Here is a 22489-nt window from a genome sequence, read left to right on the forward strand (position 1 = left end):
CTAATTCAGTGAGAACTATTCGCCTTGTTCAGCGCCAGAACGATTCAGTAGAAATTGCGTCAGCATACTTACCGGGCGACCAGTAGAGCCTTTGTTTTTTCCACCGCGCCATGCTGTTCCGGCAATATCCAAGTGTGCCCAATGATATTTCTTGGTAAATTTAGATAAGAAACAAGCCGCCGTAATTGTACCTGCCTCTTTACCGCCTAAATTAGTAAAGTCAGCAAATGGGCTTTCGAGTTGATCTTGATAATCATCCCATAAAGGTAAGCGCCAAGCTCTGTCACCACTCTGCTCAGAAGCATTTAATAGCTCATGTGCTAATGGGTTATGGCTACTTAGTAAACCGGTTGCATGCGCACCCAAAGCTACGACACACGCACCCGTTAAGGTTGCAACATCAATCACCAATTCAGGATCAAAGCGTTCTACATAAGTTAATGCATCACATAACACTAAACGGCCTTCAGCATCAGTATTTAATACTTCGACTGTTTGTCCTGACATGGTGGTTAAAATATCACCTGGGCGGTAGGCATTACTGCTCGGCATGTTTTCACAGCCAGCTAATACACCAATAACATTAATCGGTAATTTAAGTTCTGCTAATGAGTGCATAGCACCTAAAACACCTGCTGCGCCGCCCATGTCATACTTCATTTCATCCATGCCTGCGCCAGGTTTTAATGAAATACCACCGCTGTCAAAGGTTAAGCCTTTACCAACTAATACTAGTGGTTTTGAATCATCACCAGCACCATTATATTTAATAATACTCATTAATGATTCATTAACTGAGCCACGACCAACAGCTAAATATGAGCCCATGCCAAGCTCTTCCATTTCTTTTTCGCCAACGATTTGTGTGCTGACATTATCGTAATCATTTTCAAGAATACTGGCTTGCTCAGCTAAATATGCTGGATTACAAATATTAGGTGGCATATTAGCAACGTTTTTACAGGTTGTTATACCTTCAGCTATCGCCAAACCATGGCTAATAGCACGTTCGCCAATAGGCAGTTCACGACGTGTTGGCACATTAAAAACAATTTTACGTAAAGGGCGACGAGGCTCTTCTTTACGGGTTTTTAAGCTGTTAAAGCTGTAAAGGCAATCTTGAGTTGCCTCAATCGCTTGGCGAACTTTCCAGTAAGTATCACGACCTTTAACATGCAGTTCAGATAAAAAGCATACTGCTTCCATTGAACCCGTTTCATTTAGCGTATTAATGGTTTTGCTGATAATTTGGCGGTATTGACGTTCATCTAATTCACGCTCCTTACCACAACCCACTAACAAAACACGCTCACTTAAAATATTGGGTACGTGATGTAATAATAGCATTTGGCCTGACTTACCTTCTAGGTCGCCACGACGTAATAAATTGCTAATATAACCTTCACTAATTTCATCGAGTTGCTCAGCGATAGCTGATAAACGACGAGGCTCGAAAACACCGACGACAATACAGGCGCTACGTTGTTTTTCCGGACTGCCACTTTTTACACTGAACTCCATGATGTCTCCTAATTTGACTCAAATGCGTATATTTTATTGTAAATATACTAATTAGCTTGCTAAAAACAGTAATTAATCGCTAAGCTTACTTTTAAATGTATTCGGCTAAGGGCTATAATTATAGCCGGATTGCTCAGCATTACCTGTAAGCTTACATTTAATTTAATGCTAAAAATGACAAGTTTACTGAAAAAATGGCTGTATGTCAGAAAAAAACCATGTTTTATAGAAAGTTTTTATAGGATCACTTTGTGATTATATTTCGTTATTTGCTCAAAGAAGTTGCTAAAACCCAGCTGGCGGTATTTCTCGTTATTATGACGATATTTATCAGTAATAAATTCGTTCGCGTGCTAGATGATGCATCTGAAGGCGGTATTCCAGGGCATTTAGTGATGACCTTTATTGGTCTTAAAATACCTGATCTTGCCGGTATGATTTTACCATTAAGCTTTTTTCTAGGGGTTTTGCTAGCTTACGGTCGTATTTACGCTGAAAATGAAATGACCGTTTTGCATGCTTGTGGTGTAAGTGAATGGTATGTAGTACGTGTTACGCTGATATTAGGCTTTGTTACCGCCATTATTACCGGCATTTTCACCTTGTATTTATCGCCTATGGCGGCTGAATATGAATACCAAGTGAAAGATCAAATTGCCGCAGATTCAGGGCTCAGTTCACTTATTGCTGGGCGTTTTCAAACCACCGGCAACAAAAAAGCCGTGGTTTTTATCCATGAAAAAAATCGTGATGATAATACCTTTGAAAAAGTTTTTGTTGCTCAGTTACCTGATCAAGACACACCAAACGCTAGCGTTATCGATTCTAGTTTGGTTTATGCTGCCACGGGGCAGGTTGTTGAAGAAGAAACCGGCTCCCAACGCTTGATTCTTTCAGCAGGCACTCGTTATCAAAATGACATAAAAAACAAAGAATTTCGCCAGGTTGCTTTTGATAAATACTATATTCAGATACAAGATCAAAAAGTTGCACATAAACGCCGTAAACTCAGCGCTATAACAACCGCAGAGCTTTATCAGGAACAAAGTCCTGAAGCGAGTGCTGAAAGTCAATGGCGGATTGCATTTCCATTAGCTTGTATCATCATGACTTTGGTTGCGGTGCCTTTAAGTGTCGTGAACCCAAGGCAAGGCAAGTTTGGCAAAATGCTACCCGCGTTACTATTGTTTTTAAGTTACTTTTTATTACTAACCGCGATTCGTTCAGGTATTGAAAAAGGCTCGGTTCCTCAATATATTGGCTTGTGGCCCGTACATTTTCTAGTCCTTATTTTAGGTTTTAGTTTGTTATTTAAAGGTCGTAAAAGCGGCCGAGTTCTTAAAGCAAAAATAGCAAAAAATAAGGAGGCAATATAATGCGTATTTTAGATATGTATATAGGTCGTGTAATTGCCTCTACGACCTTTCTTACCTTAGCTGTGTTTGTAAGCCTAAGTGGCATTATTAAATTTGTTGAACAAATAAGATCTGTCGGCAAGGGAAATTATGACATTGCCCATGCTGCGCTTTATGTGCTGTACGCTATTCCGCAAGATGTGTCGTTATTTTTCCCGATGTCTGCCTTAATTGGTGGTTTGATTGGTATGGGAATGATGGCAAGCAGCAGTGAATTAGTGGTGATGCAAGCTGCTGGTTTATCACGACTTGATATTATTAAATCGGTGATGAAATCTGCTTTGTTGTTAATTGTGGTGAGTATGGCCGTGGGAGAATGGCTTGCGCCGCAAGGTGAAGCAGCTGCTCGACAAGTTCGAGCGCAGGCAATTTCTGGTGGCAGTTTAATTTCTTCTTCTGGCGGAACCTGGGCTAAAGATGGAGACTATTTTGTTCATATTGGTGAAGTGCAAGATCAAGGCTCCTTGAAGAACATTCAAATTTATCGCTTTAATGAGCAACTTAAACTGTCTAGTTGGGTGTCGGCTAAAAGCGCTGTTTATCAAAAAAATGCTTGGCAATTACGCGATGTAGTAGAGACGAAAATAGCAGCTAAAGAGATAAGTAAAGAAAGCCAGCCGGTAATGTCTTGGGCTTCAACGTTAACACCAGATAAATTAGGTGTTGTGACGGTTAAGCCAGAGTCATTATCGTTAAGAGGTTTAAATGATTACTTAGATTATCTTGAAGCTAACAAGCAAGATCCGAGTCGATATCTATTGGCGTTTTGGCGCAAAATAGCACAACCGTTCACCTTAGCGGTTATGCTGCTAGTAGCCTTATCTTTTATTTTTGGCCCTTTACGATCGGTATCGATGGGCGCGAGAATTATGATGGGGGTGGCAACAGGTATTTTATTTTTTATTGTTAACGAAGTTTTAGGATCGTTAAGTTTAGTTTACCAATTACCTGCCGTATTTGGCGCTTTTATGCCAAGTTTGATATTTGTTTCCGTTGCACTTTATTTCTTGAAAAAACGCGCGAGTTAGCTGCGCGTTTTAGTTATTTAAGTTAGTTTATAACCTGCCTCGATTAGCTTCAAGGGTTAGCAATACCACTTCAGTGCCAGTTAAACGGTCTTGTAGACTTAACTTGTTTTTTCTATCAACGAGTACTGCAAAGTTGCCAAAACCAAATAGCGTTGGCAATAAGCGCTTTATAGCGGTTTTTTTAGTTATTAAACTACCATCTTGATTTTGCACTCTTAATCGCCATGCTTTCATCCCTAAGGTTTGGCCGCTTTTCGACCAAAACCAAATAAAGAAAAATGCCACCCAGCCTAGCTTCCATAGTTCGTTGGGTAATAACAACCAATAGGTATTGGTAATGGTGTCGCTTAAATGCTCATAACCTAGTAAATCAAAAGCACCAAAATGTACCAGCAAGGAAATGATTAAAAATGAAGCCGCGCCAGCAGTCATGTATACCGCAATAGCAATTAAAGCATCATAAAGCCAAGACGCGATGCGACGGCGAAAGCCTGCCCGAGGAAATAAAGAGTTTTTAACTAATGACATATGCTGAACAGTGATAAAATTTGCGCTAGTTTAGCAAAAGGATAATAAAAGTATAAGTAACCACAGGTAATTAATACTCTAGCTATGCTCACCACAAAGTTTGTCTAAATTGCTGCTTATAAAATAAACTTAATTAAATAATTAATTCGTCTGATGTACAAATATACGGCAGTTGAGCGATAATCCAAGAAAAACTATTGCTAAGCGTTTAATTTTTCGTATAATGCCTGCCTCTTCATAATGTTCTGCATTATTTGAAGTGATAGAAAAGAAATGCCAGCGTGATGAAATTGGTATACATGGGGGATTCAAAATCCCCTGTCGAAAGACGTGTCGGTTCGAGTCCGACCGCTGGTACCATTCTTCCCTTGTTTTTAAAGGGCTATAATAAACCGACTTTTAATGTCGGTTTTTTTATGTCTGAAATTTACTGATATTTCGCTGTGGTTTGTCTAAAATGCTTTAATTATGTCGGATTTTGGCGATAGTGAAATTATCAATGGCTCACTTTCAGTGTCATTTGTTAATTTTTTAGCATTTAAACAATATTTAAAAGGCTTTTACATGGCAGCTACAGCTCACGCACTTCACATATTAGTTAAGCATAAGGAGATCGCAGAAGATATTCTCAAACAGCTAGCTAAGGGAGCAAAGTTTCAAACATTAGCTAAAAAATACTCAACCTGCCCGTCAGGTAAGAAGGGAGGGGATTTAGGCGAGTTTAAACGCGGTCAAATGGTGCCTCAGTTTGATAAAGTGGCATTTAAAGGTGCAATATTAGAACCACATCTGGTTAAAACTAAATTTGGCTGGCATGTCATTAAAGTGCTATATCGAGTGTAGTTTACAATGAAAATTGTTAAAAACTCCAGCTGAACTTTATTCTCGCTTGATACCTTACCTTATCCCATTCACTTTTTGGCTAGCTGAATGCTAAAAAGCAACCTATGATAAGTCTATAAATATTACTTGCGTACTTCTCGCGTTATATTAAAGATAAAAATTTATACTTGTGATAATTTATTTTAAGCGTATCGCTTGTTGACTATGACTATTGCTTTTTTTGTAGTCAATATCACTAAAAACAAGAAAAATAGTAGCCATTAACTGGGCTTCTTTAGCCAGTACATCAGACATTAAATCTTTACTGGAGCATTTAAGGCTGGAGCTTTTTATGGTCAATTTATTCGATTAATTAGGAGTGGTAGGCATTTTGACTCGTGTTACTTGTTTAATGCTATTTATCGTATTTTTCTGCAATATGAAAGCTTCCGCTAGAGAAACGATCATTGCCACTAATAACTTGATCTATGACTCCTTTGTGCAGTGGACTAAGCTCACGCCTTGTGAACAAATTTCTAATTTCAATAGTCCATATGCTAACCGTGGCACAGTAGAGCTTATTATTATTTGCCAAGCGCTCGATGTAGCGGGGTATAAAACCCAATTAAAGCTACAAAAGTACCCTAACTATGAACGTGCTTTGGTTCAAGCAAAGTCTGGCAAAGTTCACATGTCAGCGGAAACGCTTTGGGAAGAAGATATTGAAGATGAATACTTTTATAAGACCCCAGCAATAATACAAAATGGTGAGTTTGAAAAGGGGGTTTATACCTTAGCTAAAAACGTTGATGTGCTTGCGGTTAAATCGCTGGCAGAACTTCAAGCCTTCAGCGCAGTGATGCCAAAAATATGGAAAACTGATTGGCAAACCTTGCAAGCCATGACAATAAAAACATCGTCAGCACCTAATAAAGTAAACATGTTTAGAATGATTGAAGCGCAAAGGGGTGATTTTACCTTGTTAGAGTTTTCGCATGCGCAAGACATGTCAAATGAGTTCGTTGGCATCCGCCTTATCCCTGTTCCCTATCTAAAAGTGGGGTTACAAGGAGCAAGGTACTTTGTAGTGTCTAAACAATCTACAGATGCTAAAGCGCTTTATGCGGCGCTGAACCGAGGAGTTTTACATTTGCGAACAACAGGTGTGATCACTAAAGCTTTAACTCAGTCAGGATTTATTAATGAGCGGGTGAGAAACTGGCAGAAAATATTTTAATAAGTTAATGACTTAGTAGAGTGAAGCTATTTTAGTGCTTGTGGTCATGTGTGACGCAAACTTTCTGACTGTGCTATTTTCCATTTCGTGCTGTAGCATAAATCTATATTCATATTACCTCAAGGTCTATGATTGAGCCATGAGTACCTTGAGGAAAATGAGAATATACAACTTTCGGCATATACTTGTTATTGCATTGAATAAGTTTGATTGTTATTGTCATGTCGACTCTACAGAGAAGTATAAATACAGGCACGGCCATTTTCTTTTGCTTTATACAATGCTGAATCTGCGATTTTAAGTAAGCTTTTATATAAATCCTCCAGTGAAGGGGTCAAAGAAGCGTAGCCAATTGACAAGGTAACATTGCTTCGTTGAGCTGTCGGTGCGTGTTTTATATTTAAGTTTAAAATATGGTTTAAAGTGCTTTCTGCAAAATACTTTGCTCCTTCTAAATCCGTGTCGGGTAACACGATTGCGAACTCTTCACCGCCATAGCGTGCGACAAAATCTGTCGATCTTTGTATTGTTTCGAGCAGCGCACTAGCCGTTTGCTGAATGCAAGCATCTCCCATGACATGACCAAAATGGTCGTTATACTGTTTAAATTCATCAATATCTAACATTAATAACGCAATTGGAGTACCGGCTCGTTGAGCTCGGGTAAACTCTAATGCCAGCTTAGTATCAAATGCTCTGCGATTATATAGGCCTGTTAAACTATCCGTTAAACTTAGGTACTCCAGTCTTTCAAGTGCGCGTTTATAGTTGAGTTGTAAGCTTGCTCTAGCTAGCACTACTCGAGGGTTTAAAGGCTTATTGATATAATCGGATGCACCGGCGTCAAATACCTTCATTTCAAAGTCCGAGCCGGTATGACTAGTGATAAAAATAATGGGGATATGTGCTGTTTCCGCTTTTTGTTTTAGGTGTGTACAAACCTCAAAGCCATCCATGTCGGGCATTTCTGCATCAAGTAAAATAACATCGGGTAATTTGGTTTCTGCTAGCATTAATGCGTCAGGGCCATTAGTAGCGAAAATAATCTTCCCTAAGCCATTAAGGGCTTTACTCGTTGTAACTATTATCGAAGGGTCATCATCAACAATGAGAATAGTAACATCTAAATGCTCTGTTTCTTTAGGTAACATGTGCTTACTGATCCTTAATATTTGATTGTAATAACGTTAAAGCATCTTTAAATTTAAGGTTAGTAATATCATTATGAAAAATAGCGTAATCGTTATTATTCATAATAGTTTTAAGCTCTTCTGCATTGCTGCTTAAAAATTGCAAAGCTGCAATATCATTACTTTTTAACATTATTTCTAGTTCTTTAATTTTAATTGCATCCATTGGTAGCATATCTTCAGATTTTACATCATCGGGGCTGATTTCTGGTGTTTTTTTCTGTAGCAGTAATGCTTGGCAATTATCACGTAATTCAATGAATTCTTGACGAAAAGCCTTTAACAACAATACGGTGTTTTCATTGTTTGAACGTAATGAAACCTCAGCTTCACCGGCTGTTTGAGATAGTGCTTTCGCGCCAATTAAGCCCAATGAACCTCTCAATTTGTGTATTTGATTCGCTAAGGTTATTTTATCTGCCCCGGTGATCTTATGGATATCATTATTGCTGAGTAATAATAAACTGCCATGTTCGTCAAATATTCGCTTAATGATCGAGATAAAAAAGGCTAAATCGCCATCTAATAAGTTTTTGTCGTACACTAACCCTTTAATAATTGGCCAATCATCGCTATCGTATGCCACTTCAGCATTCATGCTTTGTAGCTTCACAATTCTGCTTCGGTAAGCTTCTACTAGCTTACGTATTGAGCGAATCAGGTTGCTCGGTTCAACTGGCTTAGTTAGAAAGTCATTCATCCCAGCGGCTAACGATTTCCTTCTTTCCTCCATCAAGGTTCCAGCGGTTAAGGCTATAATAGGCAAGGAATCGAGTTTAAGTTCGTTTCGTATATATTGCGTAGTCTCTAAGCCATCCATTTCAGGCATTTGAATATCCATCAAAACGACATCAATATTATCTGTTGATTTTAAATACTCAATGGCAGCAGCACCGCTGCTAACTTTATTTGCGATAGCACCATTTCGTTCTAATATGTTACCGACAACTTCTAAATTTATTTCACTGTCATCAACAACAAGTATGTTTACATTGAGTAACCATTTTGCTTTAATTTTGTCAGTTTTAGTTGATTTGAAAACCCGTTCTGAGTTCCCCGTGTGCTCTACTACCACGTCATTAACTGCATTAAATAATTGTGGAATGTTTACCGGTTTATGCAAAATACTGCCAATTAAACTTTTATCATCTAATTTAGCGATACGCTCCTTTTCAAAGGCCGAAATAACTAGCACTGCAGGCAAATTCTTAATACCTATTTCTTCTGTTAATAGCGATAAAGCTTGTAGCCCATCTAGTTCAGGCATTTGCCAGTCGACCAGTAAAACATCAGGAAGTGGCTGCCCTGAGTCAAAATACTCTTTGATTTTAGCAATAAGTTCACTGCCATTATTAACAGCAGTTACACGCCAGCCGAGGGCTTTACAATCATTAACTAGTTTTAATTGTTGGTTCAGGTCGTCTTCAGCAATTAATACATTTAAGGTAACATCTTGGCTGTCATGGGCTTCTAGTTCTTCTGCAGAAGGCTCTACGACAGGTAAATAAAGTGAAAAGCTACTCCCCTGATTTGGCACGCTTTTTAGCTTAACTTCACCACCGAGTAGCTCAATCATATTGCTAACAATAGATAAGCCTAAGCCCGTTCCGCCAAATTGCCTATTCGCGCTCTCATCTACTTGACTAAAGGGTTGGAAGAGATTTTTTTGTGCGTCAACAGGAATACCTATACCGGTATCAGAAACTTCAAAAACAACAACTTTGACTTTGTTTATATTTGCAGCATTGGGCTCATTGCAGGTTACCTTCAATAAAATGTGCCCCTGCTTAGTGAACTTTATCGCGTTACCTAACAAATTTGTTAGCATTTGGCGCATCAGCTTATCATCGGTCATGATCCACGGTGGCACCTCGGGGCTAATTTCGACGTTTAAGTTAAGTCCCTTAGATTCAGCTTGGGCCGAAAAAGCGCTGATTAATTCGTTAAGTAATATTTTTATTTTACACGGAGCCAAAATAACATTGACTTCGTTTGCTTCAATTTTAGCAAGATCTAAAACATCATTAACGATACCAAGCAGTGAGCGACCGGATAATTGTACTTTAATCACTAAATCCATTTGTTCTTTGGTTAGCTTCTCATCTCTGAGTAAGTAGGTTAAGCCAATAACGGCATTCAAAGGGGTGCGAATTTCATGGCTCATATTCGCTAAAAATGAACTTTTAGCTTTATTGGCACGCTCTGCCTCATAGGATGCTGCTCGCAATGTGTCTTCAATACGCATTCGTTCCGAAATATCTCTAATAGATGCCGCAAAGAGTAACTTATCTTCAACTTGTACTGGACTTATGCTGATTTCGATAGGGAATTTATTACCGTCAATGTTTAAGCCATGTATGTCATTGTTGTTAGGTGCGTACTGAGTTTTTGTGTCATTAATATTATCGACACATAACGTCTCGTGCAGTTGTAAATCAAAATTAGGTATAAAAGCATTGATATGTCGGCCAAGCATGTCAGCCCTATGATAGCTAAAAAGCTTTTCTGTTTGAGTGTTAATTATTTCTATACTGCCTTGGTTATCACAAATAATTAGTGCTTCTGGCGATAGCTCAATCAAACTTTCAAACATTTGATCTTTTTTTCGTTGAGTTGATTGCTGCTGCTCTTTTCGAGCTCTTTGAAGTCGCGCCCAATTAAAATAGATAAAAACGGTAGCTAGTAGTCCAATGAAAACCAATATTGCCAAGTAGTTTGTTAGCATCAATAGGTTTTTCTTATATAAATGAGAAACTAATGATGTTGCTTTAAACTTTACTTTACCTATGGCTTGTTGGCTGTTTGGAGTAAACTCATGTTCAGCTACTAATACATCCCCTTGAGCTCCTTGCCATATACTTGCATTAATATTATCGGGCTGAAATGGTAATGAGCTAGTGGTAAATTCATGATGCCATTTGTCATAGCTGCCCAAATCTGTGCCAAATAGCTTAGCGGCTTGAGGGTGAACAATAAAATCGCCTTCAGAGTTACTTATATACAAGGCCTCATCAGGCGAAGGCAGATTTTTTAAGTCATCTAATAGTGGCTTAGCATCTATATTGATAACGACAATACCGAATAACTCATTTTGTTGATCAAATACGGGAGACAAATATCGATAAGTTGGTCGATAAGGAAGTTCGAGAGTATTATTTTCTTTATTGAGTTCGATATTAGATAACCATACTTCTCCATTATTTAGCTCAACTGCTTTTTTGATATAAGGCCTATCCCCCTTAAACTGTAATGCAGAATCAGGAACTACGTATATACCATCATCACGCCTTTCTACTCTGACAATCTCGTAGCCATTACGCGTATATTGTATCAATCTTACTTGATAGACATTGGGAGAGGAGATGATATAGGCTTTAAATATTTCAATTAGTCGTACTTTCCAGTCAGCTAACAAGGGGCTGTCTATGCCACTTTCTTGATTTTTAATGGCGTTAATTAAGCCCTTTATCGGAGGTGTTGAGGCTAAAAAAAGCAAGTCTTCTTTGTGCTCTTGGCTATTGCGGACTAAAATTGCCTGACTTCTCTGGACTAAGTTAGTCAGTTTTTCACTTTCTTCTTGTATTTGTTCGGGGAACTTTAAAAAAGCGGTGATGATAAGGAATATCGTTATCAGTGATAAATAGGAAAATAATAATTTTTTGATGGCGGGGCTGTTGAGAAATGAAGCTATATCTACATCTGATTCGAGCTGGTAATCGCTCTTACTATTGACAAAGCCAGCCCAAATTATAAAACCTAATAAGCTAGAAACTAATAACGATAGAAGCCCAACCCATATTGGTGACCACAAACCTAAGATAGCCGGTATGGTTGGTAAACTATAGGTGTTTAATATCCACTTTCGGCCCATAAATTGAATTGTGCGTTCAGTACTAGCACTGTAAATAAACTTGGCGTTAGTCTTTTTGCTATTACCATAAAATGGCACACTTTCAACTTCATCGGTCAGTGTCAGTTTCACACCTTTTTTCGACATGCCTAAATCTGCTAATACTTCATCAACAACCAGCGGAGCAAAAGTCCAACCAAGTAGAGCATCGATTCTATTCTCTGCTGTTTGGAGCGATAAATCAGGGTTATAAATGGGTAATAAGACTAAAAAGCCACGGCGTTTTTTACCTTCTGCTTGCACTAAGGTAATCGGAGCCGTTAGCTTTGCTTTGCCTTCTTTAGCCGCTTTTAAAGCTGCAACTCTTCTGTTTTCTTCTGATGCGATATCTAATCCAGTTGCACCTGCATTGTTTTTTTGTGGGTAAATATATTGAATAACAAAGCGATCATTATAATGTTGATTGATTGTTCTAATATTAAAATTTTCTGCGTTATCCGCTTTTGCCTGCTGAATAAATTGTGCTTCTTCTGCCAAGGGGACTCGCCTAACAAAGCCAAACCCTCTAGCGCCAGGAAACTCACTTGATAGATTACGTGAAGCGACATATCGTTCGAATATCGTACGGTTGAGGTGTTCGATACCTGCGCCAAAAATTACCCCTTTAGCGCCTTGTAAGCCATATTCATAATGCTCAAAGCGTTTTTTTACAAGTTCTTCAGTATCAATCGATAGTGATTCAATATATGACTGCACAAGGTTTTGGTTGTGCTGATATAAATACCAACTGATTAGTGATGAAAAAACTACCCCAATGCCAACGGCGATTAAGAATACTTTTCTTATCGATTGTGTATGAAATATCGAAGAAAAAGAACGTAAAATACGTACATTAGCAGGCATTAGGTAACTCACAGTTAATTAAAATAAATTTAGTAATTTATTCGTTTAAATAGTGAAATTTAAACGTTACGCATGATAACAAAGGAATAAGTTATTTAAAAACAACATGCAAAATAAAAGTGATATCAAAACTGAATTTTTGTACAAGTATAGGTGTTGATAGCTGAGCTGCTTTAGTTTGTGGTTAAGTGAACTAGATACGCTTATTTTTCATATTTTAATCATTTCTCAGGTGGTTAGCTAATTCAGCACTGTTTTCTTTGGTAGTACTACTCGCATTAGTCGTAGTGTAGTTAGGCAACTGGCTTGATTGAACTAGTGATGGATATCAGCTAATTTCATCTATCTATGCCTAGCGTTGCGTGATGTCATACTTGTTTTGTATGAAAAACGTACTATTCTTTGACTGTCATAGGGTTAAGAGGGCTATGTTACATGGATGAAAAGCAATCAAAGATGGCCGTTAGTGAAGCTCCTGCTGAGCTATTAAACCGGCTTGCAAGGGCATATGTACTAAGCTAATTACCTAGGTACAGACGTTTGTTTAATAATCCTATTACGGCTCTATTTTTCTCTTTTACGTAACTTATTCTCACCTCGGTTGCTTTACCTTAAGAAGTTGTTAATACGTGTCAGGTTTTAGAGCAAAAGCTTTCATCATTGAAAAATCTTTATTGCAGGGATGAGTGATCGTAGCTAAAGCCAGTCATGAAGTATTAAGTAATCTTTTAGCGCCATGTTTCCTAACTAATATAGTTGCGGTAGATACTGTCGGTGATATTGCTTAAATCAAACTTAAGTTTGTAAAAGGACACAGATATGCATCCAGAATATATAGTTATCCACACGGCAGCATTTAATGGCAAAAACTGTGATCGAGACATGATTGATCAATGGCACAAAGCGAGAAATTGGTCAGGCATTGGTTATCATTTTGTGATTTTAAATGATAACCATAGTCAAAAGGCAGATGGCATTGTTGAAAATGGTCGAGCGACTAATAAAATGGGCGCGCATGCTTTGGGCTTAAATGATCGCTCGTTAGGTATTTGTTGCATAGGTCATGGTGACAAAAATGACTTTACTGCTGCGCAATATGAAAGTTTGTATGGTTTGATTAGGCGATTAATGACTGAGTTCTCAATACCGCTTGCTAACGTTATTGGCCATCGAGAAATGAATAACTTAGTTGAGCAAGAGCTTGTATCGTCGCGTTATCGTACTAGTAAATCATGTCCAGGTAATAAAATTGATATGGATTTTATTCGAGAGCAACTGTCAAGTGAGATGGTTAGTTCTGATGTTGAGATACCCGTATTTTCTGTTGAAGCTCGGTTAGCTATGGCTAATGCTATTGCTGTTTTGCAGCAGCACCGAGCACAATTTCCTAATGCTCAAGATGAGCTCGATGAGTTTATTTATCATCCTGAAATTATTGCCATGACCCATTAGCAACTGGGCGATATGCCCAGTATTCATTTTAAGTATTGATTAAAAATGATTAGTCAAAATGTCCCGCTATTTTATCAATGTTTTAATAAGGCCTGCATGTTTTGAGTTGCAGTGATCGGCTGTTTAGCTTCTGTAATGGCTGTCACTACAGCAACTGCACTGACGCCAGTACGCCATACTGGTTCAATGCGTTGCTGGTTAATACCGCCAATGGCAACCACAGGGATATCTTCGGCCAATGGTAGTATCTGCATTAAGTTATCTAAGCCTTGAATCTGTCCTGTCATGTCTTTTGTTTTGGTTGGAAAAATAGCACCAATTGCGAGGTAGGATGGTTGTAATTGTTTAGCCAGTAAAAACTCATAACAACCGTGGGTACTGATACCCAAGCGCAAGCCAGCATTAGCAATAGTGCAGAGATCCGCGCTTGCCAAATCTTCTTGTCCGATATGCACACCATAAGCCCCGTATTTAATAGCGAGTTGCCAATGATCATTAATAAACAAGCGACAAGCCGATTTACTCGCTAACTGCACGGCTTTTTTTATGGTTTCTGCTAATGCTGCTGTATCTTTATGTTTAATGCGCAATTGTATAATTTTTATGTTTAATGGTAATAAGCGTTCAAGCCACTCTAGAGAATCAATGACTGGGTAGAGCCCAAGCTTTTCATTTATCTTTAAGTCAAGGGAAGGGAACTTTGCTGATATTTGATGCTGCTGAGCCAAGGGGCTGATAACTTGCGGGAAATGTTCTCGCTGCGTTGGCCAAGCACCTTGCTCAAAAGCGCCATAATATTGTTGATTATCATGGCTGTTTTCTCGCTGACTTGATAATGATAACCCTTGATTAATAAAAGCTTTAGCTAGGGTGAAAGCATCACGGAGTAAATACTTATGCGCAATAAAGCTTGCTAAGGCGCTGGCAAAACTGCAGCCGCCACCGTGACTGTAACTTGTCGCAATTCTTGGAGAGCTTAATTCAAGTATTTGTGGTGATAACGAGCTTGATGTTGAAAGTAAACATAAATCGCTACAATGAGATGATAATGTATTCGGGTTACTATCTTCGCCATGGCCGCCTTTGATGATAACGGCTTTGCAGCCTAAAGTTAATAACTGCTTGGCTAGCTGTAAAGGGCTACATTTAGCATTGTTTGCTGATAAAGCACTTAATTGCTGCGCCTCAATTAAATTCGGAGTAATAACATCAATCAAAGGTAATAAAGGGTGTAATGCCATTGGTGCTACGCTTGATAGATCTCCGCCAACACTGGCTTGGCCGACTGGATCATAAATTACCACTAAATTAGCAAGTTGTTGTTTAAGTGCTATTAATAGCGTTACTAGCCAAGTAACTTGTTGGTTATTGGCAATTAAGCCTATTTTTATCACGCTTGGCGGTTTATCACTGCGCAGTGCTTGTGCTTGTGCGTCTAGAATATCGACGGCTGTGGGGTTAATTGCTATTAGCTGTTGAGAATTTTGTACAGTATTAGCGGTGATTAAATGACAAACCTCAACGTTGAGGTTGTGGCCCGTCTTAATGTCAGCAGCTATTCCGGCCCCGCCTGAACAGTCAGCGCCGGAGATAGTCCAAATAATTGTCTTACGCTTTAGTTTATTGGTTGGTAAAAGAGTATTAGTTGTCATGACTTGTGCTCAGGGTTATGCCAAAAAGGGCTGTCGAGTGTGGGTGTGCTAGGATGTGCTGTTTGTCGTTCAGGCATGGTACCAGCTATGTAAGCAGACTCGCCTGCCGAAATGGCTGTGGCAAAGGCTTTTGCCATCATTACAGGGTTATCAGCAAGGGCAATAGCACTATTTAATAATACACCATCAAAGCCCATCTCCATGGCAATACAGGCATCTGAAGGTTTACCAATACCTGCATCAAGAATAAGTGTGGCGTTTGGAAGGCGCTGACGAATGCTGGCTAAATTATAAGGATTCATTAAGCCTTTCCCTGTGCCGATAGGCGAGGCCCAAGGCATAATAACTTCGCAACCAAGCTCATATAAACGCTGGCAAATGACTAAGTCATCGGTGCAATAAGGCAGTACTTTGAAGCCATCAGCCAGTAATTGCTCAGTGGCAATTAATAGCTCTATTGGATCCGGTTGTAAGTTATAATCATCGCCGATAACTTCAAGTTTTATCCAATCGGTTTCAAATAACTCACGACTCATTTTAGCTAAGGTCACGGCTTCTTTCGCATTTTTGCAACCGGCAGTATTGGGTAGCAAAAAACCTTGGCTTTGCTGAACCGTATCTTGAATATAACGCCAAATTTTTTCGCCGGATTGTGCCAAGGGATTTTGCCGTTTTAGTGATAAAGTGACAACTTGGGAGCCACTGGCAATAATGGCCTGTTTCATCACTTCTGGAGAAGGGTAGAGCGCTGAACCAATCAGTAAACGGCTATCAAGTTGTTGGCCATAAATGTTTAACGACATGGTTAACCTCCAACAATAGGGAAAAGTACATCAATACTGTCGTTGCTTTGTATGAATGTTGTGCAATAATCTTCGCGGCCAATAAAGTCACCATTAAGTGCTAAAGCAAAGCTTTGTTGTTGCTGACTATCTGGTAATGTCGCTTTCAGCGCGGATGTAATATTGATGGGAGCTGCTAAGTGTGAGAGTTCAAACACTTGTCCATTAATATAAATTTTCATTTTTTCTCGCTTTTTATGTCATGAATTTTGCTTTAAAAACATCATTCAATTTGATTCACTGGCAGTAAATTAGCGTATTGATAATCATCAACACCTCGATGTTGTTGTTGCATTAAATTCTCGACATGTTCTATCACTTGCGACATCACAATAGGAGCAATTAAAAAGCCATGCCGGTAAAGGCCATTTACTTGTATCAAGGCATTGCTAGCGATTATTTTTGGCTGATTGTCACTAAATGCGGGGCGAACTTGGCTAATATGCTGGCGAATATGTGCTTCAGCAAAGCCCGGATGCACGCTATAAGCTGCACTGAGTAACTCCATTGCAGAACGTACCGTCATTGGTGATGTATCATCACTTTCAATTTCAGTTGCGCCAACCACGTAATGCCCTTTACCTTTGGGGGCAATATAAAGTTGATAGCGAGGGTGCATCAGTCTGACGGGGCGTGAAATATTAACCTCAGGGGCAAAAAGTTGAAAAAGCTCACCACGTACGGCACGTAAATCGTCGAGTACAGCGTTGTGGTTTACTGGCGATTTTGTCGATTTTTTCGCGCCAATACCACGGCAGTCAATTGCAAGGTCAAATGATTTTTGCTTAAGTTCATCTGGCTTTTGGTTACTGTGAAAATGTAATGTACACCCCCTTGAAAAACTACCGCTGTGAATCCCCGTAACTGTCGTTTTGCTGCGCCATTCAACGTTTTCGTCTTTAAGTTGCTGATGCAAAGCAATGAGCAATTTTCGATTACCAATTTGTCCTTCGCTGGGTAAATATAGTGCCTGTGAAAACTTTTGTGCTAATTCTGGCTCTAGTGCTGAAAGTTGCTGGCGATTAAGCTGTTGTTGCTCATGCTCAGGGTAGTTATTGGTTAAAAAACGGCTGAGCCTTTGCCCGTCGGCTTTATCTTGTTCATGGCTGACAACGAGGGAACCTGACTGTTGAAAAAAATTATAACTGTTAAGTGTGGTTAGTAATTTCGGCCACAAAGGCAAGGCGGCAAAGCCCATCGCCACAATATTGGCAGGGCTGTGCATTGCTTCACCAAGTGGCGTTAATAGCCCCGCGGCGGCATAAGCAGCACTTTGCTGACCATTTTTCTGGTCTTTATCAAATAGCGTTATCTTGTAGCCTTGTCGATTTAACGACAAGGCTATTAAGCGACCCATTAGGCCGGCGCCAATAATAGCGATGGTTGGCATTGCGTGACCTAGCTCTGTGATTTGCTCAAGGGTTTTTCAAGCTGATGATAAAGCTCGCTGCCGCTGGCTTTAAATTCAGCAGACTTTTCAGCCATACCTTGTACCGAAACATTGATGGTTTCATCAAGTAGTTTGATTTCAATCAGCTGCTCGCCATTGGCAGCATCATCTAGGCCCGCGGCATAATCTCTTACCTCTTGAGATATTTTCATCGAGCAAAACTTGGGGCCACACATTGAACAGAAATGTGCAATTTTTCCAGACTCTTGCGGCAAGGTTTCATCATGATAAGCACGTGCTTTTACAGGATCTAAGCCGATATTGAATTGATCGTACCAGCGAAACTCAAAGCGTGCCTTAGACATGGCATTATCACGAATTTGTGCTCCGGGATGGCCTTTAGCTAAATCACCGGCATGGGCGGCAATTTTATAAGTCATTAAGCCCTCTTTAACATCCTCTTTATTGGGTAAGCCTAAATGCTCTTTTGGGGTAACGTAACAAAGCATCGCGCAGCCATACCAGCCAATATTAGCGGCACCGATACCTGAGGTGATATGATCATAACCAGGTGCAATATCAGTTGTCAGCGGTCCTAAAGTATAAAAAGGTGCTTCGCCACAATGTTTTAATTGTTCAGTCATGTTTTTTTCAATCATGTGCAGTGGCACATGACCTGGGCCTTCAATAATGGTTTGCACATCATGTTGCCAAGCTATTTTGGTTAACTCACCTAAGGTGCGTAATTCTGAAAATTGTGCTTCATCGTTTGCATCAGCCACTGAGCCCGGGCGCAAGCCATCACCTAATGAAAATGACACATCGTAAGTTTTTAATATTTCACAAATATCTTCAAAATGGGTATAAAGAAAATTTTCTTTGTGATGTGCTAAACACCACTTAGCCATAATTGAACCACCACGAGAAACTATACCCGTAACTCGTTTAGCGGTCATTGGGATGTATCGCAGCAGAACTCCAGCGTGAATAGTAAAGTAATCAACACCTTGCTCAGCTTGTTCGATTAAAGTATCGCGAAATATTTCCCAGGTAAGATCTTCAGCGACACCGTTAACTTTTTCTAAGGCTTGATAAATAGGTACGGTCCCAATCGGCACAGGAGAGTTGCGAATGATCCATTCTCGGGTTTCATGAATATAGCGACCAGTTGATAGATCCATTACCGTATCTGCGCCCCATTTGGTTGACCAAACAAGTTTTTCTACTTCCTCCTCGATTGAAGAGCTAACCGCAGAATTGCCAATGTTAGCGTTGACTTTGATCAAAAAGTTTCGTCCGATGATCATAGGTTCAACTTCAGGGTGGTTAATGTTGACCGGAATGATTGCCCGGCCTCTTGCTACTTCATCACGAACAAATTCGGCAGTGATTTGCTCAGGAATACTTGCACCAAATGACCGCCCTTGATGTTGTTGAAGCAGTATTTCGTCCTTAACATCTTGGCGTTTGATGTTTTCGCGAATTGCAATGTATTCCATTTCGGGGGTAATAATGCCTTGGCGGGCATAATGCATTTGGGTAACATTTTTACCTTTTTTAGCTTTACGAACTTTCGGTAAGTGCTCAAAGCGAATATGGTCAAGACCTTCATCGGCTAAGCGTTGTTGGCTGTAGGAAGATGACTTCTGGGGTAAAAATTCTACATCGTTTCGTGATGTTATCCATTGTTCACGTAAACGGGGAATGCCTTTATGGACATCAATGTCGACAGCATCATCGGTATAGAAACCTGAAGTATCATAAACACATAAAGGCGGGTTCTTTTCATAGCGAGGGTTGTCTTTATCGCCACCTAGTAGCGTGTCAGATAAAGATATTTCACGCATGCCAACACGAATGTCGTGTATTTTTCCAGGCACGTATACTTTTTTAGAATTTGGAAATGATTGATCAGCAACGTTTTTTAAAAACTGTGCTGCTTGGTCTCGACGCTCGCGTCTTGATAATGAACTCATGTTCTCTCGCCTTAATAAAATAAAAAATTAGGCGGAGCTTTTTGGGGTAGTAACGAGGAGTAACTCTCATAGTAGTGCAGACAAATAGTGCTTAAAGTTACTCACTTGTTCCCTTCGCAGATGTTAATCTAATCAGGTTCTACGGATCCCGCTTTCGCGATCTCAGCCCTTTGGCACTCCGACAAGTCAATACGTTTAATATGGTTTAGCTAGTAAACGTGGCTAGATTCTAACGTGTATTTTGTTGGTTAAGCAAAGGGTTTTAATAAATTAATTCGCAAGCGACTATTCTATTCTCATGATAAGTGAGCATGTTCCAGCAGAAGTTACAGCCTAAAAAAGCATTATTTTTATCAGTAAATGATGAATTATATTATAAATATCAGGACAAATTGTCGTAATATAGCAAAACTTGAATTACGTAGACACTATGGAATGTACTAATGGCCGAATCGAACACCGCTAGCAACACTGAGCAAATAACTAAAACTTTAGATCCTACCTTGTTACTTAAAGATGAATTGGATCAAGTTAGCCGCATTTACAACATTGTTGTTGAGTTTTTTACTAACTATAGCTTTCAATTAATCGGTGCTTTCATTATTTTTATCGTTGGCTATATGTTTGCAGGTAAAATCGCTAACGTTGTGCTGAAGTTATGTGAGCGACATAAACTTGATGTTACCTTAAGTCGTTTTTTGGCAAATACCACTAAAATGTTGATTGTGGTGATGATCACGATTATTGCTTTAGGTAAGTTAGGAATTAGTGTTACGCCATTTATTGCTGCCATAGGTGCAATTTCATTAGGTGCTGGTTTAGCGCTACAAGGCTTATTAGCTAACTATGCAGCAGGGTTTAATATTATTATTATTCGTCCTTTTGTTGTTGGTGACACCATTACTGTTCAAGGGGTTACCGGTCTTGTGAAAGAAGTGCTACTTGCCTATACCATTTTGTCAGATGAAGACAACGTTGAAATCACCATTCCAAATAAACATATTGTGGGTGAGGTTTTACACAATTCACGTCATGATTCTTTGTTAGAGTTAAGTGTTGGCATTGATTACAGCGAAAACCCTTTAGAGGTTGTGGCGATGCTTGAAGACGTTATTGGCAAGCTAGATATCGTGAGTGAAGTGCGTAAACCTTTGATAGGTATAGATGCTTTTGCTGATAGTGCGATTAATATCGCGGTGCGCTTATGGACACCGACAGAAAATTTATACAGCGCAAAATACACGGCTTATAAAGAAATTTACTTGGCGTTAGATAAAGCCAATATTAAAATTCCATTTCCACAACGTGATGTTCATCTTATTAAGGATTCGGCTTAAGTTTAAGCTGTTTGAAGTAGCTTTTTATGGCGTTAAATAAGGCGAGACTGGATCGTTTTCTTGCACAACATTGCCAAATTTCGCGCAAGCAAGTGCGACTGATGTTGGCACAAAGTAGAGTGAAAGTTAATGGTAGTGTCGCTCGTAATATTGAGCAAGTTATTGATACTTTTACTCACATAACGCTTGATAACAAGGTTATTCAGCAGAATACGGCTTATTACATTATGTTGAATAAACCGGTTGGTGTAGTGAGTGCTACGAAAGATGAGCAGCATAAAACTGTGCTGGATCTACTTGAATACCCGTTTAAAAATGAGTTGCATATTGTTGGACGACTGGATTTAAACACTTCCGGTTTAGTGTTACTGACCAATGATAGTCGTTGGTCTGAGCGCTTAACTTTGCCTGAGTATAAGGTCAGTAAGCGCTATATTGTTCACTTGAAAAATAAGCTTGATGAAGCATATGTTAATGCTTTTGCTGAAGGTATGTATTTTAGCTTTGAAGATATCACCACCAAGCCAGCTAAATTAACTATTATTGCGGATTATCAAGCCGAAGTTGAGCTAACTGAAGGGCGTTATCATCAAATTAAGCGAATGTTTGGCCGTTTTCGAAACCCGGTTACGGCTTTACATCGTGCATCTATAGGCACGGTAGTACTCGATAGCCAGTTAGCCGCTGGGCAAAGTCGAATGTTAACGTTGCAAGAGGTCGAAAATATTGCTCAATAACGAGGAGGCTCATGCCGTCATTGATCGTATAAGTGCAATGTTCAGATAGAAATAAAAAATCAATATAATAAAAAGGATAAACAATGGCTAAAATTATTATTATCATTATTGTACTAGGCTTAATTATTAGCTTTTTTGTACGTAATAATAGCAACCGTGAAGCAGCTAAAGAAAATGCGGTACAAGCGGCTAAATTTTTACAAGATAATAAGCAAGCTGAAGGGGTAATTGAAACAGCTTCTGGCTTGCAATATAAAGTATTAACGACAGGTGAAGGCGATATTCATCCAACGGCGAGTTCAAAAGTAACCGTGCATTATCATGGTACATTACTTGACGGAACGGTATTTGATAGCTCAGTGGAGAGAAATGAACCGATTAGTTTTGGTTTAAACCAAGTAATAAAGGGTTGGACTGAAGGCTTACAATTGATGGTTGTAGGTGAAAAAACGCGTTTATTTATACCGTCAGCATTAGGTTATGGTAACCGCGCCGCCGGTAAAATTCCGCCAGGCGCTTTGTTGATTTTTGATGTTGAATTGCTCGCTATAAAATAGGTCGCAGCGCTTTAGTAACAAACGATGAAATACAGTTGAGTAGGGCTTAAAC

At 39.3% G+C, this 22489-nt stretch carries 17 protein-coding genes, 1 tRNA gene and 1 riboswitch; of the genes, 9 read left to right on the plus strand and 9 right to left on the minus strand.

Translation table 11 applies throughout. The features are described from left to right. Positions 1–15 precede the first annotated feature (15 nt). The gene (gene pepA / locus B0169_RS11850; protein WP_077286198.1) at positions 16–1521 is read right to left on the minus strand and encodes a leucyl aminopeptidase; all 1506 of its coding nucleotides are present in this window, start codon (positions 1519–1521) and stop codon (positions 16–18) included. A 251-nt stretch (positions 1522–1772) separates the two neighbouring features. Here pepA and lptF point away from each other — a divergent pair, with 251 nt between their 5' ends. Then, positions 1773–2897, plus strand: coding sequence for an LPS export ABC transporter permease LptF (lptF, locus tag B0169_RS11855; protein WP_077286199.1), 1125 nt, complete (start codon positions 1773–1775; stop codon positions 2895–2897). Beyond that, on the plus strand, positions 2897–3964 hold the full coding sequence (lptG, locus tag B0169_RS11860; RefSeq protein ID WP_179143621.1) for an LPS export ABC transporter permease LptG: 1068 nt from the start codon (positions 2897–2899) through the stop codon (positions 3962–3964). The genes lptF and lptG overlap by 1 nt, the downstream gene beginning before the upstream one ends. 27 nt (positions 3965–3991) lie before the next feature. On the opposite strand, the gene B0169_RS11865 is transcribed toward lptG, so the two are convergent. Continuing rightward, on the minus strand, positions 3992–4492 hold the full coding sequence (locus tag B0169_RS11865; RefSeq protein ID WP_077286201.1) for an RDD family protein: 501 nt from the start codon (positions 4490–4492) through the stop codon (positions 3992–3994). 275 nt (positions 4493–4767) lie between these two features. On the opposite strand from B0169_RS11865, the gene B0169_RS11870 reads away from it, so the two are divergent. From B0169_RS11870 to B0169_RS11880, 3 genes are all read left to right on the plus strand, one after another. Beyond that, positions 4768–4852, plus strand: a tRNA-Leu gene (locus B0169_RS11870). Positions 4853–5056: 204 nt separating this feature from the next. Then, complete coding sequence (gene ppiC, locus B0169_RS11875) at positions 5057–5335, plus strand: peptidylprolyl isomerase PpiC (protein WP_077286376.1); 279 nt, start codon at positions 5057–5059, stop codon at positions 5333–5335. A 370-nt stretch (positions 5336–5705) separates the two neighbouring features. Further along, on the plus strand, positions 5706–6551 hold the full coding sequence (locus B0169_RS11880) for a hypothetical protein (protein ID WP_143323530.1): 846 nt from the start codon (positions 5706–5708) through the stop codon (positions 6549–6551). A 230-nt stretch (positions 6552–6781) separates the two neighbouring features. On the opposite strand, the gene B0169_RS11885 is transcribed toward B0169_RS11880, so the two are convergent. After that, entirely contained in the window at positions 6782–7702 is a 921-nt protein-coding gene (locus B0169_RS11885) for a diguanylate cyclase (protein WP_077286203.1), read from the minus strand. Positions 7703–7706: 4 nt separating this feature from the next. Beyond that, the gene (locus B0169_RS11890) at positions 7707–12494 is read right to left on the minus strand and encodes a CHASE domain-containing protein (protein WP_077286204.1); all 4788 of its coding nucleotides are present in this window, start codon (positions 12492–12494) and stop codon (positions 7707–7709) included. An 819-nt stretch (positions 12495–13313) separates the two neighbouring features. Between B0169_RS11890 and B0169_RS11895 the strand changes: the two genes are divergently transcribed. Beyond that, positions 13314–13946 (plus strand): N-acetylmuramoyl-L-alanine amidase, encoded by a 633-nt coding sequence (locus B0169_RS11895; RefSeq protein ID WP_077286205.1) that lies wholly within the window; start codon positions 13314–13316, stop codon positions 13944–13946. A 74-nt stretch (positions 13947–14020) separates the two neighbouring features. On the opposite strand, the gene thiE is transcribed toward B0169_RS11895, so the two are convergent. From thiE to thiC, 5 genes are read right to left on the minus strand one after another with little or no spacing between them, the layout of a single operon-like run. Continuing rightward, a complete protein-coding gene (gene thiE / locus B0169_RS11900; RefSeq protein ID WP_077286206.1) occupies positions 14021–15598 on the minus strand; it encodes a thiamine phosphate synthase in 1578 nt (525 codons plus the stop codon). Then, on the minus strand, positions 15595–16401 hold the full coding sequence (locus B0169_RS11905) for a thiazole synthase (RefSeq protein ID WP_077286207.1): 807 nt from the start codon (positions 16399–16401) through the stop codon (positions 15595–15597). Before B0169_RS11905 ends, thiE begins: the two co-directional genes overlap by 4 nt. 2 nt (positions 16402–16403) lie before the next feature. Beyond that, entirely contained in the window at positions 16404–16622 is a 219-nt protein-coding gene (gene thiS, locus B0169_RS11910) for a sulfur carrier protein ThiS (RefSeq protein WP_077286208.1), read from the minus strand. Between the two features lie 41 nt (positions 16623–16663). Next, positions 16664–17830 (minus strand): glycine oxidase ThiO, encoded by a 1167-nt coding sequence (thiO, locus tag B0169_RS11915; protein ID WP_077286209.1) that lies wholly within the window; start codon positions 17828–17830, stop codon positions 16664–16666. An 8-nt stretch (positions 17831–17838) separates the two neighbouring features. Further along, positions 17839–19806, minus strand: a complete 1968-nt coding sequence (gene thiC / locus B0169_RS11920; RefSeq protein WP_077286210.1) for a phosphomethylpyrimidine synthase ThiC — start codon at positions 19804–19806, stop codon at positions 17839–17841. A 92-nt stretch (positions 19807–19898) separates the two neighbouring features. After that, a riboswitch (TPP riboswitch) is annotated at positions 19899–19997 on the minus strand. 252 nt (positions 19998–20249) lie between these two features. On the opposite strand from thiC, the gene B0169_RS11925 reads away from it, so the two are divergent. The 3 genes from B0169_RS11925 to B0169_RS11935 all read left to right on the plus strand — a co-directional run bounded on the left by B0169_RS11925 (position 20250) and on the right by B0169_RS11935 (position 22437). Next, the gene (locus tag B0169_RS11925; protein WP_077286211.1) at positions 20250–21143 is read left to right on the plus strand and encodes a mechanosensitive ion channel family protein; all 894 of its coding nucleotides are present in this window, start codon (positions 20250–20252) and stop codon (positions 21141–21143) included. A gap of 26 nt (positions 21144–21169) precedes the next feature. Beyond that, entirely contained in the window at positions 21170–21880 is a 711-nt protein-coding gene (locus tag B0169_RS11930; protein ID WP_077286212.1) for a pseudouridine synthase, read from the plus strand. An 83-nt stretch (positions 21881–21963) separates the two neighbouring features. Next, positions 21964–22437 (plus strand): FKBP-type peptidyl-prolyl cis-trans isomerase, encoded by a 474-nt coding sequence (locus B0169_RS11935; protein WP_077286213.1) that lies wholly within the window; start codon positions 21964–21966, stop codon positions 22435–22437. Positions 22438–22489: the final 52 nt, after the last annotated feature.

It is taken from the genome of Cognaticolwellia aestuarii, from assembly GCF_002000025.1.
In the GTDB taxonomy this organism is placed as follows: Bacteria; Pseudomonadota; Gammaproteobacteria; order Enterobacterales; family Alteromonadaceae; genus Cognaticolwellia; species Cognaticolwellia aestuarii.

Excerpts from the sequence above, each read along its gene's own strand:
- pepA (WP_077286198.1), bottom strand. The coding sequence starts at position 1,521 with ATGGAGTTCAGTGTAAAAAGTGGCAGTCCGGAAAAACAACGTAGCGCC.
- lptG (WP_179143621.1), top strand. The coding sequence starts at position 2,897 with ATGCGTATTTTAGATATGTATATAGGTCGTGTAATTGCCTCTACGACC.
- B0169_RS11865 (WP_077286201.1), bottom strand. The coding sequence starts at position 4,492 with ATGTCATTAGTTAAAAACTCTTTATTTCCTCGGGCAGGCTTTCGCCGT.
- ppiC (WP_077286376.1), top strand. The coding sequence starts at position 5,057 with ATGGCAGCTACAGCTCACGCACTTCACATATTAGTTAAGCATAAGGAG.
- B0169_RS11885 (WP_077286203.1), bottom strand. The coding sequence starts at position 7,702 with ATGTTACCTAAAGAAACAGAGCATTTAGATGTTACTATTCTCATTGTT.
- B0169_RS11890 (WP_077286204.1), bottom strand. The coding sequence starts at position 12,494 with ATGCCTGCTAATGTACGTATTTTACGTTCTTTTTCTTCGATATTTCAT.
- B0169_RS11895 (WP_077286205.1), top strand. The coding sequence starts at position 13,314 with ATGCATCCAGAATATATAGTTATCCACACGGCAGCATTTAATGGCAAA.
- thiE (WP_077286206.1), bottom strand. The coding sequence starts at position 15,598 with ATGACAACTAATACTCTTTTACCAACCAATAAACTAAAGCGTAAGACA.
- B0169_RS11905 (WP_077286207.1), bottom strand. The coding sequence starts at position 16,401 with ATGTCGTTAAACATTTATGGCCAACAACTTGATAGCCGTTTACTGATT.
- thiS (WP_077286208.1), bottom strand. The coding sequence starts at position 16,622 with ATGAAAATTTATATTAATGGACAAGTGTTTGAACTCTCACACTTAGCA.
- thiO (WP_077286209.1), bottom strand. The coding sequence starts at position 17,830 with ATGCCAACCATCGCTATTATTGGCGCCGGCCTAATGGGTCGCTTAATA.
- thiC (WP_077286210.1), bottom strand. The coding sequence starts at position 19,806 with ATGAGTTCATTATCAAGACGCGAGCGTCGAGACCAAGCAGCACAGTTT.
- B0169_RS11925 (WP_077286211.1), top strand. The coding sequence starts at position 20,250 with ATGGCCGAATCGAACACCGCTAGCAACACTGAGCAAATAACTAAAACT.
- B0169_RS11930 (WP_077286212.1), top strand. The coding sequence starts at position 21,170 with ATGGCGTTAAATAAGGCGAGACTGGATCGTTTTCTTGCACAACATTGC.
- B0169_RS11935 (WP_077286213.1), top strand. The coding sequence starts at position 21,964 with ATGGCTAAAATTATTATTATCATTATTGTACTAGGCTTAATTATTAGC.